Source organism: Variovorax sp. PEI5 (assembly GCF_056679935.1).
Genome location: NZ_CM155257.1, coordinates 3,078,995 through 3,094,113, shown reverse-complemented (window position 1 = coordinate 3,094,113; position 15,119 = coordinate 3,078,995). Strand labels below are relative to the sequence as shown.

The following is a 15,119-nucleotide window of genomic DNA, read 5'->3' as shown; positions in this document are numbered from 1 at the left end:
AGAAAATGCCTTCCATTTCCCTGAAGAAAGCATCGGTGAGCTTTCCCATCTATGGCGCCGGCTCCGCGTCCCTGAAGAAGACGCTCGCGGCCTCCGTCACCGGCGGCCGCCTGGGCAAGGAGACCGGCGTGCGCGTGGTCCAGGCCCTGAGCGACATCGACCTCGAACTCAGGAGCGGCGACCGCCTCGGTCTGATCGGCCACAACGGCGCCGGCAAATCCACCCTGCTGCGCACGCTCGCCGGCGTCTACGAACCCTCGTCGGGCGATTTCGAGCGCCGCGGCAGCGTGGCCAGCCTGATCGACCCCTCGCTGGGCATCGAGGCCGATGCCACCGGCGTCGAGAACATCATGCTGCGCGGCCTGGTCATGGGCATGAGCAAGAAGCAGGTCGATGCCCTGACCGACGAGATCTGCGAGTTCAGCGGCCTGGGCGAATATGTCAACATGCCGGTGCGCACCTACTCCACCGGCATGCTGATGCGCCTGGCCTTCTCCATCTCGACCAGCGTCGAGGCCGACATCCTGCTGATGGACGAATGGCTGTCGGTCGGCGATGCGGAGTTCACCGAGAAGGCCGAGCGGCGCATGCGCGACGTGGTGGCGAAGTCGGGCATCCTGGTGCTGGCCTCGCACTCCATGGAACTGATCCAGAAGGAGTGCAATCGCGTCGTCCACATGGAGCACGGCCGCATCGTCGACGCCTATGCACTCACGCCCAATGCGGAAGGCACCGGATACACCGGCCTCAAGCAGTGAACCTGCCCGATCCCGTCGTCGTCTCGGTCGCGCTGTGCACCTTCCGGGGCGAGCACTACCTCGCCGTGCAGCTCGACAGCATCCTCGCGCAGACGCGGCTGCCGCAGGAGCTGGTCGTCTTCGACGACGACTCTCCCGATGGCACCTGGGCCCTGCTGGAGAGCTTCGCCCCGCGCATCCGGGCCGCCGGCATCCGGCTGGTCATGCACCGCAATGCCGCCAACGTCGGCTACATCGTCAATTTCGAGCGGGCCCTGCGCGCCACCGCCGGCGAAATCGTCTTCCTGTGCGACCAGGACGATCTCTGGCATCCGACCAAGGTCGAGCGTTTCGCCGCCGAATTCGAACGCCGGCCCGACCTGCTGATGCTCCACAGCGATGCCCGCCTGGTGGACGACCAGGGCGCCAGCATGGACTGCGGCCTGTTCGAGGCCTTCGAGGTGACGCGCGAGGAACTCGACGCCGTCCACGCCGGCGACATGTTCGAGGTGCTCCTGCGGCGCAACATCGTGACCGGCGCCACCATGGCCGTGCGTCGCTCGGTGTTCGCGGGCGAGTTCATCGTGCCCGAAGGCTGGATCCATGACGAGTGGCTGGCCATGATCGCCACCTCGATGGGCCGGGTCGACTGCCTCGAGGTGGCGACCATCGACTACCGCCAGCACGGCAACAACCAGATCGGCGCCCGCCGGCGCGGCTTCGTCGAGCGCCTGACGGGCGGCGGCATGTCGCGCTTCGAGTTCATGACGCGCACCCTGCTGCGCACGCAGACGCTGCTCGAGCTCGCCGAGGCCGGGCAGCTGGAGCTGGACGCGCCGGCGATGCAGCTGCTGCGCGACCGGCTCACGCATGCGCGCTTTCGCGCGACGCCGCCGCGACACATCCACGCGCGGCTCGCGGCCATCCTGCGCGAGTACGCGACCGGGCGCTATTCGCGCTTCTCGAACGGCCCCCGCTCGGCCATGAGCGACCTGCTGCTGCTGCGCAAATGACCGCCTCCGCACTGGGCGATCCGGCGCCGGCGACCGGCACGGCACGGCGCTGCAGCGATGTCTGCGCGGTCGTCATCACCTACCAGCCGCAGCTCGACGTGCTGCGCCAGGTCCTCGACAGCGTCGAGGGCCAGGTCGGTCGCATCGTGGTGTTCGACAACGCCACCGGCGGGAGTGGTGCCGCCGCGCTGGGCACCCTGCTCGACGAGGTCGAGCGCGAGCGTGGCGGCATGGTGGTGCGCTCGCCGATCAACGTGGGCCTGGGCGCGGCCATGAACCGCGCCGCCGAGCACGCACGCGCGGCCGGCTTCGCCTACCTGCTGCTGCTCGACCAGGACAGCCTGCTCGATGCGGACATGGTCGCGACGCTGCGGGATGCCTGCGAGACCCTGGCGCGGACCCGGAAGGTGGGCGCGGTGGGGCCGCAGTTCAGCGACCGCCGCAACGGCCATGTCGCGCCCTTCATCGAGAACGGCTTCCCGCTCAACCGCAAGCTGTTCGGCGGGCCGGGCCAGGTCGTGCCATGCGACTTCCTGATCTCGTCGGGCAGCCTCCTGCCCCTGGACGCGCTGGCCCTGATCGGCGGCATGGACGAGCGCCTGTTCATCGACAACGTCGACATGGAGTGGTGCTTCCGGGCGAAGCATCGCGGCTTCGGCCTGTTCGGCGTCTGCGATGCCCGGATGCGCCACAGCATCGGCGATACGCTGCGCGCCGCCTGGCTCAAGCCCGGTGGCGTGATGATCCACAAGCCGGTGCGGCTCTACTACATCATGCGCAACCGCGTGCTGCTCTATGGCCGGGCGGAGACACCCGCCGTGTGGATCGCGCAGGACCTGCCGCGCCTGGTGCTGAAGTTCGTCGGCACCGCCCTGTTCGTCGCGCCGCGCTGGCAGTACCTGCGCCTGATGCTGCGCGGGCTGTGGCATGGCATCCGGGGCATCGACGGCCCCCTGCCCCGGTAAGACGGCCCCGACCGGCCGATGCCGGCCCGGGCCGATGCCGCGTCAGTGCTCCTCGACGGGTTTCGATCCGACGCCCAGGTAGGCGAAACGCCGCGTCTCCTGGCGCCCCCGCGTGACGTTGTCCAGGATCAACCCGCTCTCCAGCGAGAGCATGGCCGCGAGCATCAGGGTCGCCGACAGGATGGCGGTCGGCAGTCGCGGCACCTGGCCGCTGTGCACGTACTCGATCAGCACCGGCAGGGCCAGGACCAGCGCGACGACCACCATCAATGCCGCGAGCCGGCCGAAGAAGGCCAGGGGCCGCTCGGCGAGATAGAGGCTGCCGATCATCCTGAGGATGCGCCAGCCATCCCGGTAGGTGGACAGCTTGCTGACGGAGCCTTCGGGCCGCGCGCGGTAGGGCGTCATGACCTCGCCATAGGGCATGCGCAGCTCCAGCGCGTGCACGGTCAGTTCGGTCTCGGTCTCGAAGCCCTGGGAGATCGCCGGGAAGGACTTCACATAGCGGCGCGAGAAGGCGCGATAGCCCGAGAGCATGTCCGTGAAATGTCCGCCGAAGATGTTCACGACGCTGCCCGTCAGCAGGCGGTTGCCCCATTGGTGGCCGCGCCGGTAGGCCTCGCCCGCGACCTCGCCATGCTGGGTCTGGCGGCAGCCCACGACCATGTCCAGCCGCGCGTCCAGCAGCTTGTCGACCAGCAGGCGCACGCTCGCGGCATCGTAGGTGGCATCGCCGTCGACCATGACGTAGACATCGGCGTCGACGTCCGCGAACATGCGCCGCACCACGTTGCCCTTGCCGCTCAGGGCGACCTGCGAGACCCGCGCGCCCAGCGCGCGCGCGATGTCGCCGGTGCGGTCGGACGATGCGTTGTCGAAGACATGGATGTCCAGCGCCGGCATGGCCGCCCGGAACTGCTCGATCACCAGCCCGATGGCCTGCTCCTCGTTGTAGCAGGGGATGATCAACGCGACGTGCTGGCCGCGGTAGGTGAGTGGCGTGCGTGGCGGTTGCGCGGTCGGGTTCATCGTCCTCATGAGGCCTCCTGCTTGAAATCGATGCGAAAGCGCACGGCCGCGCGATGCGGCACACCGTCGAGTTGGAACGCGGACGTCGAACCGCCCGGTACATGCTGGGTGATGAGCGCCACGGGGACACGGGCGTTCTCGGTCCACAGTTCGAAGGTCAGGCGGGACGGGCCGGCCGGCAGCGTCATCGGCCGGTCGAGCGGCACTGGAAAGTAATCGTTGTCCAGCGCCTCCCGCAGATCGCGCCGCCCGCTCGCGCAGACCGGGGACATCGCATCGCACACCCGCAGGTGGAGGATGCCATCGGCACTGCCCTGGCCGGTGCCGATCAGCACCTGCAGGGCGTCCCACGCGCCCGCCCGCGCGAGTTCTAGGCTGCCGGAGGCATGCCGCCCGGGCTCCAGCCAGGTCACCACCGGTTCGGTCCGCGCCACCGGAATCTCGACGCGATTCGGCCAGAAATCGTGCAATGGCACGTCGACCACGTCCGGATAGGGCGACACCGGCCGTTCGCCATCGTTCAGGCGGATGTGCGAATAGCGGTTGAAGATGCTCATGAACTCCGCCTCGGGCAGGTCCGGGTAGCGGCTGCGCCAGAGGTCGAGCGCCGGTACCGCCGTGACGTGCGACACCGAGGCATAGCCCAGCCCGTTGAGCACCGCGCCCGGAAAGCCCGGCATGGCGAGCGAGCCATCGGCGGCGCGCTCGGCCTCGATGGCACGGACCACCGGGGTGTCGTGGCGCTCGAAGATCGGCCGGGCGGACTGGATCGGATTGAAGGCGAACAGCAGGATCGCGCCGGCCAGCGTGGAAGCGCCCAGCAGCACCGTGGAAGATGCCAGGCGCATCCTGCGCCCCACGATCAGGCACGCCAGCAGGACCGGCAGCACGATCAGGTCGTTGCTGCGCTTGGCCATGATCCGGGGTTCCACCAGCGCGCCGTGATCGAGCCCCTTGAACGCGATCCAACCCAGGATCACCAGCGCCAGGTAGAGCGCCATGCGCGGCGCCGTCACGACCAGTCCGGCGCTCCGGCCCAGCAGCACCGTGACGAGGAGCATCAGCAGGCCGGCGGCGTATTCCATGCGTTCGGGCTGCACGTGGTTCCAGAGCAAGACCCGGCCCGCCCACGCGGGGATCGGCAGCAGCATCCAGGCATACATCAGGGCCAGCGCGCCGCACAGGATCAGCAGCCGCGTGCGCTGCGACCCCGGCGTGGCCAGTACGCCCCAGGCCCGGCGATGATCCATGAAGCACAGGTACATCAGCGCGAACGCGGCGCCGACCACGCCGACCTCGCAGATGTTCTGGCCCATGACGCTTTCATACCGCCAGTCGAAGCCGTTGAACGGGAACCACTGGCCCCACCACTCGAAGGCCGGAACGGCACCACCCTGGCTGTTGCGATGCCCCGGATAGACCGTGGCGGCCGTTCGCAGCAGATAGTCCTTCAGGTAGAACGCCGCCGTGCCACCGGCGCAGGCGGTCGTCGCCAGCAGGGCGATGGCGCGTCCCGGCCGCAGCCAGTCACGCTCGAAGGCCAGCACGATCGCCCCGCCAACGAACGCCAGCGAGATGAACACCGGCGGATAGAAGTTGGTCACCAGCCAGGACACGGCCAGCCAGTAGAAGAGGACGAGGCGCGCTCCCCAGGGCAGGCGCGCCAGCAACGCCAGGATGACCCAGGGAAAGATCGCGAAGATGGGGCCCTTCTCGTTCCACCAAAACTGCGTGTAAGGGGTGAAATAGATCGCGCCCGAGAGCAGCGCGGCTTCGATGCGTCCCAGGCCCAGACGCTGGAACAGCAGCAGGTGACCGACCAGGAAGAGCGCGAAGATCGCGAACCAGTGCAGAGAGTAGGCATGCGCCGCGTCGACGATGAAATAACCCCACATCGTCGGCTTGAAGATCAGCCCCCAGTCGCGCAGTGGCAAGCCGTAATTGATGCGCAGGTCCTCCTTGTAATAGGAGGACTGGTTGATGCGCTGGAAATCGTTGCGGACCGCCGCCTGCGTCAGCGGTGTGACGACCGCCCATTCATCGGAGCGGATGGGGCGCGGTTTACCCCACATCAAACCGACATCTGACACTCCCAGTTGACGTAGTACCAACGCATACGACGATGGAGACCAATATTGAGATACATAGAAAAGACCCAAAAAAAGAAAGATGGCTGAAACTGTTATCTTTTTTCTAACCAACTTTCGCATTGAACCCTCTTTAGGTTATTGGTGGCCAAGCCAGACTGAAATCTTCATGCACAAGCGTGAGGTTGGGGTTATACGCTGGATCACGGTTCAAAATCCCACTCCAGCGGTTCATCATGTAATTCACTTCAGACAGAAATCGCTCGCGCTTTTCCGGCTTGACATCTTCGCCACGCGTTGCCGATTCATGGTGGAAAAGTTCAGCATAGGGCGTCCATACGCTTCTCAAGCCAAGTTCGCGTAGGCGCAAGCAAAAATCGACATCATTGAAAGCCACTTTCAGATCAATCTCATTCAGGCCACCAACTGCTTCGTAATTTCTTCTGGAAACGAGCAAACAGGCGGCAGTAACAGCAGAAAAAGATTGAATCAAGTCGGCACGACCAAAATATCCCTTGCGGCCCCGCGACAACTTCTTGTGAGAATGATTGGCGACACCGCCCACGCCCAGTATCACACCACCGTGCTGTAGCGTTTCGTCGGGATACCACAGTTTCGCGCCAACGGCCCCGACACCAGGCTGAAGCGCGATCGACACCATTTCGGAAAGCCAGTCGGGAGAAATGACTTCGATGTCATTGTTGATTAATCCGATCACTTGCCCGGATGAGGCTGCCACGGCCTTGTTGTTGAGCGCGGAATAATTGAACTCGCCGTCGTCTCTGATGACCTTGAATCCGTCTCGCTCCGACAGCGACTTGAAATAATCGATCGCCTCCCTGTCGTCGGAGCCATTGTCAACGATGATTATTTCGTAGTTTTTATAGGTCGTCAGAAGCACGATGCTGTCGACGCATTGACGAACCAGCTCCACCGCGTTGCGCGTTGGAATGATCAGCGATACCAAGGGGAGATGCTCTGGCAGATCGTAATGCGCCCGATAGCCGTGACCCAGCGATTCGAAATGGCCCTGGATGCCGCTGCGTTGAAAATGCTCATTGAGCGCCTTTTCCCCGGCAATCTGTGCGTAGGGCTTTGCGTCGGCCGAACTCGCCGTGCTCTCAGCATGCACGCGCCAGTGATAGAGCACCTTCGGAATGTGATGGATCTGATCCGGGCGGATGCGCTCAACACAGCGCAATACGAGGTCGTGGTCCTGCGCCCCCTCGAAACCTTCTCGGAAACCACCCACATCGCGCAGAAGCTGCGTCCGATAGACCCCCAGATGGGAAAACACGTTTTGCGACCGCAGCAAGTCGAGATTCCAGTCGGGCTTGAAATAAGCATCGAAGCGTCGGTCATCGTCGTCGACCTTGTCTTCGTCCGAATAGATCAACTGTGCTTCCGGATGTTCATTGATGGCGTGGGCCACCCACGCCAAGGCATGGGCCGGCAAGAGATCGTCCTGGTCCATCAATGCGGTCCATTCGCCAGTGACCAGCGTCAATGCACTGTTGGAGGCCGCCGAGATATGGCCATTCCGCGCGCGATGAACGATCTTGATCCGGTCATCCTCGCTCGCCAGACGGGCCAGGGCCTCGCGCCCTGCGGGGTCTGGCGAAGCATCATCGGCGATGCAGAGTTCCCAATGCGAATAGATCTGTGCCTGTACCGATGCGATGGCTCGCTCCAGCCACTCCAGTCCAGGGTTGTAAACCGGCATCAGTATGGATATCAGGGGCTGCAGCGGCATCGAGCGGACCAGTTCCGATAGCCGGATGCGTTCGTCATCATCCAGCGTGTCGTAGCGGCGGACCCATTCCTGGTAATCCTCCGGCGGCTTTGCCCGTTCCACGACGGCTTGAGACAGGCCATTCAAACCAACCCGTCGCAACGTGCGCACACCCTGGCGTACCGCACCCAGCGTGCCCTGCTGATGCTCACGCATCGTATTGAACAATCTGATGGCGCCACGTCCGCGCAGTACCTGCGTCCCGGCCCAGCGCAGCGGTGTGGTCACGCGCCAACTCGTCGACGCGTGAATTTCATCCAGCTTCTGCGCATGTGCGACCGTGGCACGCCGCAATGCTTCGGTTTCACGCGCCACCTCGCCGCGCAGCCGCACGACCTCGGCTGACAGCCGATAAGCTTCGCGCTCGTTGTCCTCCACATGGATCGTCTGCGTCGATCGTCTGCCGGCAACGCTCGACGGCCCCTTGCGCACGATGCACAGGCCATGCGCGAAATCCATGGCCTGAACTTGGTCCATCACCGCCGCATTGCCCTCGACGTCGAGTGCGCCCAACAACCCTCGGATGCTCTGACCGGCGAAGACGTAGACACCGGTATCCGGCAGGTTCGAAAAGATCAGTTGAAACGTTGCCACGGCTTCCGCATGCGCCCGTCCGGACACATCGATCACACTATCGAACGCTTCATGATCGGTCTGCATCGGCAAGGACACATCCCATGTCACGACGCATCGAGCATCGGGGAAGCATGCTTGCCAATGCATCGCCGCCTGTCTCTGATCGCTGCCAAGAAAAAGAACCAGCAAGCGTGCATGATGCCATTCGAATGCGGGACCCAAGGCGCGCCAGAAGGCAGGGTCTCTGACGAGTTCGGGTCGGAATGCAGCAGAGGGAGGGAGGGAGTCTGACGTCATGCGATTCGTTTGAATGAAGATAAATTCCGGCGCTCGGGCATCACGGATGAAATGGACGATCGACCCGCTGCAGCACCATTCGGCTCAGGCCATCCGCAATGGACAATAGGGTTGACCCCTTTGAAAACGAAGCCGCCGAAGACACCGCCCTCCGAAACCAAGCGCTTTAAGAAAAGCAGCGCATCGCCCGCCTTCCCAGCGGACCGAATGTTGAATGCTGACAGATTCGACAATGGATTCGATGCTCCGTCGCCACGCCGATCGATGAAGACGGGGCTCGATCCAAGCCATTCATCGCATCGCACACCGCGGAACTCTATCGAAATCCATGAAGATTCGCTCCAAGGAGTTCTGGCGTACTTGACTAGGTTCTCGAACTCGAACCGGAGATCACCAACCGCCCAGCATCCCCGAGACATTGCCATAAAACTTTTCGAGCTTGGCAGCGCTTCGGTCCCAACTCAGGTTCTGGTCGAAAAAGTCCTTGGCTCCCTGGCCCAGCACGGTGGCCAGACCTTCGTCATCGAAGATCCGGGCCATGGCATTGGCGATCTCCAGACCGTCGCCCTTGCGCAGCAAGAAGGCGTTCTGACCATGGACCAAGGCGTGTCCGAGATTGGTGGCGGGCATGATCACAGGCTTGCCCATCGCGAAAAACTCGGGCAGCTTGGATGGAAATCTATAGATGTTGAATTCGTCGACTCGGCCTGGCTGAACAAACAAGTCGGCCAACGCGAGATAGTCCGGCAAGCGTTCCCTGGGCTGGAATGCCACTCTGACAACATGAGCCTCGACCGACTTCAGGGAATCAGTCACCAATTCAGCGTAATCCTCACCCAACCTGACAAGCGTGATCCTTCTTCCATCGCGCGCCAGTGCCGCAACAGCCAGATACAGGGAACGGACTTCCTCTACATTCGCTGCATGCACGTTGCCATGGTAGACCACGACTTTGGAATCATCTGGAATTGCCAGACTTCGACGCAATGCGGTATCAGCCGCCCTAGGTTGAAAGATCTCCTTCTCCGCTGAGGGCCATATCTCGATGCCAGGCAGGTTGGACGGCTTGAATTCCAACAGGCTCTTGATGAGAACCGTCACGCCAGCCGAGGTCGCGATGAACTCGTGCATGTCCTCCGGGTCGGCGAGCATTTCCGGAATCTTCAATTCCTGCGACCTGGACATCAGGTCTCCAGGAGTGATACCCAGCTGCGACGACGTCACGACGTACTCGTTGTCTTCGAGATGCACTAGGTAATTGCAATCATGCAATGAAGCCAGCGACCTCGTCCTGCGGGCAACATGCTGCCGTGGTGTCCAGGCATGGATGAAATCAGCCTTCCCGCCATCGGCGAAGCGATGGATTTCAGCCTCACTCCAGGAAATGACTTTGCACGTTGTCGGGGATCGTGATGTGACGAGGTTGTCGTCGGGCACTGCCGCAACCACATCGAGACCCAATTTCCCGAGGGCTGTGGCGATGTTGCTGACATGGGTGCCGCTGTTGGTGGCAATGCCGTTGTGGCACACAAACAAGATATTCATTTTTTTAGTCCTATCGCCTCGCTTCGTTCTCCCAACGCGAATAGGGATCACCGCGTGCGATATGGCTGCCCCAGCTGTCCAGGAACAGCATTCGGTCGACTGCATCGTATTTGGGGCCTCGCGTGGCGCTTTCGTGATGGACAAGAACCGATCGTGGCGTGTAGAGGATCCTTCTTCCATCCTCAATCAGCTTCAAACAGAGATCCACATCCTGATAATGCGTCTGATAAAGCTCGTCCAGGCCATGGGCGTTGATGTAATCGGCCTTGCGCAACATCACGCAGGCGAAAGTCACTGCGGATACCTCACGCGTGCACACCAACGAGCCGAAGTACCCATCCGCGTCACGCGGCAGTCCGCGCAGCACGTGGTCCGCCGTACCTCGCAGTCCAAGCGCCACGCCTGCATGCTGGATCGTGTGATCGGGATAAAGCAACATCGGCCCTACCGCTGCCACCGTCGAATCCTCCAGCAAGAAGAGCATCTGCTCGATCCAGTCGGCCTGGATCACTTCGGTGTCGTTGTTCAGCAGGATCAGGTATTCGCCCGTCGCCATCTCGACACCACGATTGTTGGCGCGTGAGAAATTGAACGATCCCGGCAGGTCGACCTTCTGGATGTCGTGGGAAGCCAATGCCTTCAAGGCCGCCGGGTCGGTCGTCCCGTTGTCGACGACGATGACTTCGAAGTTCCGATACGACGTCTTCTCGAAAATCGATTCCAGGCAGCGCGAGATCAGATGCGGCGCATCCTTGCTGGGGATCACGATCGAGACCTTTGGCCAATCTCTGCGGGGTTTCGGCTGAACGATCAGGCGATGAGAATGCCGGGGGTTGGGAATGGCCACCGCATCGATGTTCATACGGCGCAGATGCTGGTTCACAGCCGCTGCTTGCTTGATCGTCAGATCAGGCTTGGCCTCGCTGTGCGAAGCCACGCTGCCCGGGATGCGGCGCCAGTAATAAAGGATCTTGCCCACATGCATGACCTTCCTGGCTTTTTCGGTCAGACGCAGTGCGAATTCGAAATCCTGGACGCCATCGAACTGAGAGTCCGGTCCGCCGACTGCTTCGATCAGGTCCTTGCGAGCCATCAGCAGATGTCCCACATACATCACCTCCCGCAACATCGAGGGTGACCAATCCGGTTTGTAAAACGGCTCTTCCGCCACACCGTTCTCGTCGAGCTTGGCTTCGTCGCTGTAGAAGACGTCGATCTCCGGATCGACGTTTAATTTCCGGACATAGGTCTCGAGTGCGACGGTGGAGAGTTCGTCATCGTTGTCCAGGAACGTGATGTAGTCCCCCGAACTCTGGGCCATCGCATGGTTGGTCGCGGCGGAAATGCCTCCATTTCGAGGTGACTTGAAGACCCGGATGCGTCCTCCGCGGCGCTCCAGACGGGTCAATTCCTCCAACGTGTCGGCATTCTTCGAGCCATCGTCGCAGATGCACAGTTCCCAGTTGGGGTAGGTTTGCCTTTCCACGGATTGCACCGCCAGAGCCAACCATTTGGCGGCCACGTTGTACACCGGCATGACAATCGAGATGAGCGGCATGAAGGCAAAGTGTCTGGCGCTGCCCGGCGCTCTGGCAGGTCCTTCTATCATTTCCATGAAGGACGAAGGGAGCGCTGGCCGGGGCAGCCGACCCTCGGCATGGCCGAACTTTTCGAAATGGACCAAGGGATTGACGCCGGAGGCGCCCACATCCCTGTTATTGGACAGATACCATTCCGTATCGAATTCCTGGCACGGATTTCGACGCTCCGCGACGCCGAACATGGCATAGTGCAGAAAGGGATTGATTCCTGCGGCCACCACGTCCGGATAATGCTCGACGTACCAACCGGTATCGAACGATCTCATCGGGCGTCGATTCTCGACGACACCGTAATAGACGTAGTGCGTCAACGGATCGATGCCGGCGCGAACGACATCCGGGTATGCCTCTTCGTACCACTGGCTGTCGAAGACGTTCAGGCCGGCCAGCGTCTTGATCGTCCTTTGCGCGCGGACGATTTCGCGCAGCCGCTCGACGGGTCCGCGGGCATAGGCACCTTTCTTCGACTTGCGCGCAAACCGGTAGAGCGCGCCCAACTTCCTGAAGGAAGCCATGAATCGCCAGCTACGGGACGCATAGATCTTCGCCCTGTTGGCTCGAAGGTTGCTGGACTGGAATTCGAGTTTTTCCTTTTCTCGTACCAGGGCATCGTTCTGGCGTTCCAGCTCCTGCAATCTGCGTTCGAGACCTGCGCGGCTGATCCTCGAGACCTCCGAATGCAGACCGACGATCAGTTCGTTGCGCGTCTTGAGCGTTTTTTCGAGTTCCTCAAGGCGTTGTCGCGATCCATGCTTCTCGTGCGTCACCGCATCCATCGCGGCTTGCAACAATCGATAGGACTCCGCCAGTGAAGTCGATGACTGCAAAGCCTTTTGAAGCTCGTCGATGTCGGCTTGCACCCGGCTCAATTGCGCCTGGTGAGCCGCTCTCTCGGATTCGATCGTCGACGTCAGTTCCGCCGCGTGAGCCTGCTCGCCATGGAGTCGACCGATCTCCTGATTGAGCACGGCTGCGTCGGCCTGGATGATGGAAACATCCTTCCGCAAACGCTCCACCATGGAACGCTCGTGCACCAATTCGAGCTCGTTCGAGACCGCGGATCCCAAGCGTGAATAGGCAATCTTGACATTGGTGGCATCGGCTTCGCTCAGATCGAAAAGCCGACGTGCCGCGGACGGAATTTCGGGACCGAATGCCAACACACCCAGTCCATTACCATGCAAGAACTCGAAGCTCGGATAGTGCCGCTTCAATTCAGCCCAATAACGCGCCACACCGAAATTTTTCTCATGAACGTTGATGTCATGAAAAATAACGATTGCCGAATTCGACAGCTTGGGGATCCAACTCGTGAAGTCGTGCTTGACGTCCTCGTAGAAATGACGACCGTCGACATGCAGCACATCCACGACCCCATCCGCGACCGAGGGCAGCGCATCGTCGAACGTTTTTCGCAGAAGCGTCGAGAACGACGTGTAATGCCGGTTCAGGTCCTGGACATGCTTCCACACTTCCTCGCCGTAAAGACCAGTGTGGTCATCTCCCTGCCAGGTATCGACCGCGAAGCATTTGGTTCCCGTGCCGAACAGCTGCACCGCTTCGCAGAACGTGAAGTACGAGACCCCATGCAAGGTACCCAACTCGACGAACACCGCAGGTCGAGCCGCTTGCATCAACCAGAAGACGAAGGGGGTGTGCTCGATCCAGGCGGAGGTGACTGGCGTGGTTGGCTTTTTGAACGCCTCGACGGGAAGACAGGGTATGTCGGCGACGCTGGACTGTTCTGATTTCATTTAAGCATGCAATTGCGTTGGCGGTCTTCGGATCAGCCAGCCGGCCCCGAATCGCGTGTTTTTTAATTGAGAAGAGAAACCATGACGCTCGATGGAGTTCAATCGATTCAAAAACGGATTTCCCATCCTGGATGGAGTGCCGATCGCTCGACGCCGTCAGTTCCAGCCTGGACTCCGACCTCCGGCATTCAGTCCATCTATCGGTAGGCGGGGCTTCGGATGAACGCGTCCATCTTTGATGGGCCGACGTTCATTCGAAGAGATCAGCTTCGGCAAGCAGTTTTCCAGACGCGTCCTTCCCGGAGAGTTGGGGCGGCTGCCCGACATCCGGCCATTCGATCCCCACCCCCGGATCGCTCCACAGGATGCTGCGCTCGTGCGCCGGCGCGTAGTAGTCGGTGGTCTTGTAGAGGAAGTCGGCGCTCTCGCTGAGGACCAGGAAGCCATGCGCGAAACCGGGTGGCACCCAGAGCTGCCGATGGTTGTCGGCGCTCAATTCCACCCCGACCCACTGGCCGAACGTGGCGGACGTCCGGCGGATGTCGACCGCGACGTCGAACACGGCACCGCTCGTCACCCGCACCAGCTTGCCCTGCGCCTGCTGGATCTGGTAGTGCAGGCCGCGCAGCACGCCTCTGGCGGAGCGCGAATGGTTGTCCTGGACGAACTCCACATGCCGGCCCACGGCGTCGTCGAAGACCCGGCTGTTGAAGCTCTCCATGAAGAAGCCCCGCGCATCGCCGAACACCTTGGGCTCGAAGACGAGGACGTCGGGGATCCGGGTCGCGGTGACCTTCACGAGCGCACTCCTTCGGCCAGCAGGTGGTTCAGGTACTTGCCATAGCCGTTCTTCTGCAGCGGCGCGGCCAGGCGGGCCAGCTGCTCCTTGTCGATGAACCCGGCGCGCCACGCGATCTCCTCCGGGCAGGCGATCTTCAGGCCCTGGCGATGCTCCAGCGTGGCGATGAACTGGCCCGCCTCCAGCAGGCTCTCGTGCGTGCCGGTGTCCAGCCAGGCATAGCCGCGCTGCATGATCTGCACGTTCAGCCGGCCCATGTCGAGGTACGCCTGATTGACGGCCGTGATCTCCAGCTCGCCGCGCTCGCTCGGCTTCACGGCCTTGGCGATGTCGACCACCTGGTTGTCGTAGAAGTAGAGGCCGGTCACGGCATAGCTGCTCTTGGGCACCTTGGGCTTCTCCTCGATGCTGCTGGCCCGGCCGTCCGTGTCGAAGGCCACGACGCCATAGCGTTCCGGATCATGGACGTGATAGGCGAAGACGGTGGCGCCGGACTCCTTGCGATCGGCGTCCGCCAGCAGATGGGCGAAGTCGTGACCGTAGAAGATGTTGTCGCCCAGCACCAGGGCGCTCGGCGAGTCGCCGATGAACGCGTCGCCGATGATGAAGGCCTGTGCCAGGCCGTCCGGGCTCGGCTGCACCGCATACTGCAGGTTCATGCCCCACTGGCTGCCGTCGCCCAGCAGCTGCTGGAAGCGCGGCGTGTCCTGCGGCGTGCTGATGATCAGGACGTCGCGGATGCCACCGAGCATCAGGGTGCTCAGCGGGTAATAGATCATGGGCTTGTCGTAGACCGGCAGCAGCTGCTTGCTGACGGCCAGCGTGGCCGGGTGCAGGCGTGTTCCGGAACCGCCGGCCAGGATGATGCCTTTACGTGAGGTCGTCATTGCGTTTCGTGTCTCTTGTCTCGTGGGTCGGGGTTTC

Annotated in this window: 10 protein-coding genes; 3 read left to right on the top strand and 7 right to left on the bottom strand. The window is 62.1% G+C overall.

Features of this window, described 5'->3' with window-relative positions; genetic code table 11:
* The first annotated feature begins 5 nt into the window (after positions 1-5).
* From AC1MLT_RS14190 to AC1MLT_RS14180, 3 genes are read left to right on the top strand one after another with little or no spacing between them, the layout of a single operon-like run.
* Complete coding sequence (locus AC1MLT_RS14190) at positions 6-758, top strand: ABC transporter ATP-binding protein (RefSeq protein ID WP_481032842.1); 753 nt, start codon at positions 6-8, stop codon at positions 756-758.
* Positions 755-1,750 carry a glycosyltransferase family 2 protein gene (locus tag AC1MLT_RS14185; RefSeq protein ID WP_481032841.1) on the top strand — a complete coding sequence of 332 codons (996 nt, stop codon included), beginning with the start codon at positions 755-757 and terminating at the stop codon, positions 1,748-1,750. Before AC1MLT_RS14190 ends, AC1MLT_RS14185 begins: the two co-directional genes overlap by 4 nt.
* The gene (locus AC1MLT_RS14180) at positions 1,747-2,715 is read left to right on the top strand and encodes a glycosyltransferase family 2 protein (protein WP_481032840.1); all 969 of its coding nucleotides are present in this window, start codon (positions 1,747-1,749) and stop codon (positions 2,713-2,715) included. The genes AC1MLT_RS14185 and AC1MLT_RS14180 overlap by 4 nt, the downstream gene beginning before the upstream one ends.
* A gap of 42 nt (positions 2,716-2,757) precedes the next feature.
* Here the strand turns inward: AC1MLT_RS14180 and AC1MLT_RS14175 are convergent, their stop codons facing one another.
* The 7 genes from AC1MLT_RS14175 to rfbA form a co-directional block, all read right to left on the bottom strand.
* Entirely contained in the window at positions 2,758-3,744 is a 987-nt protein-coding gene (locus AC1MLT_RS14175) for a glycosyltransferase (protein WP_481035026.1), read from the bottom strand.
* A gap of 5 nt (positions 3,745-3,749) precedes the next feature.
* Entirely contained in the window at positions 3,750-5,954 is a 2,205-nt protein-coding gene (locus AC1MLT_RS14170) for a DUF7657 domain-containing protein (protein ID WP_481032839.1), read from the bottom strand.
* Positions 5,955-5,964: 10 nt separating this feature from the next.
* Complete coding sequence (locus AC1MLT_RS14165; protein WP_481032838.1) at positions 5,965-8,496, bottom strand: glycosyltransferase family 2 protein; 2,532 nt, start codon at positions 8,494-8,496, stop codon at positions 5,965-5,967.
* Between the two features lie 390 nt (positions 8,497-8,886).
* Positions 8,887-10,041 (bottom strand): glycosyltransferase family 4 protein, encoded by a 1,155-nt coding sequence (locus AC1MLT_RS14160; RefSeq protein WP_481032837.1) that lies wholly within the window; start codon positions 10,039-10,041, stop codon positions 8,887-8,889.
* Between the two features lie 10 nt (positions 10,042-10,051).
* Positions 10,052-13,396 (bottom strand): glycosyltransferase, encoded by a 3,345-nt coding sequence (locus AC1MLT_RS14155; protein WP_481032836.1) that lies wholly within the window; start codon positions 13,394-13,396, stop codon positions 10,052-10,054.
* A gap of 250 nt (positions 13,397-13,646) precedes the next feature.
* Complete coding sequence (rfbC, locus tag AC1MLT_RS14150) at positions 13,647-14,195, bottom strand: dTDP-4-dehydrorhamnose 3,5-epimerase (protein ID WP_481032835.1); 549 nt, start codon at positions 14,193-14,195, stop codon at positions 13,647-13,649.
* Positions 14,192-15,082, bottom strand: a complete 891-nt coding sequence (rfbA, locus tag AC1MLT_RS14145) for a glucose-1-phosphate thymidylyltransferase RfbA (RefSeq protein WP_296309556.1) — start codon at positions 15,080-15,082, stop codon at positions 14,192-14,194. Before rfbA ends, rfbC begins: the two co-directional genes overlap by 4 nt.
* Positions 15,083-15,119 lie beyond the last annotated feature (37 nt).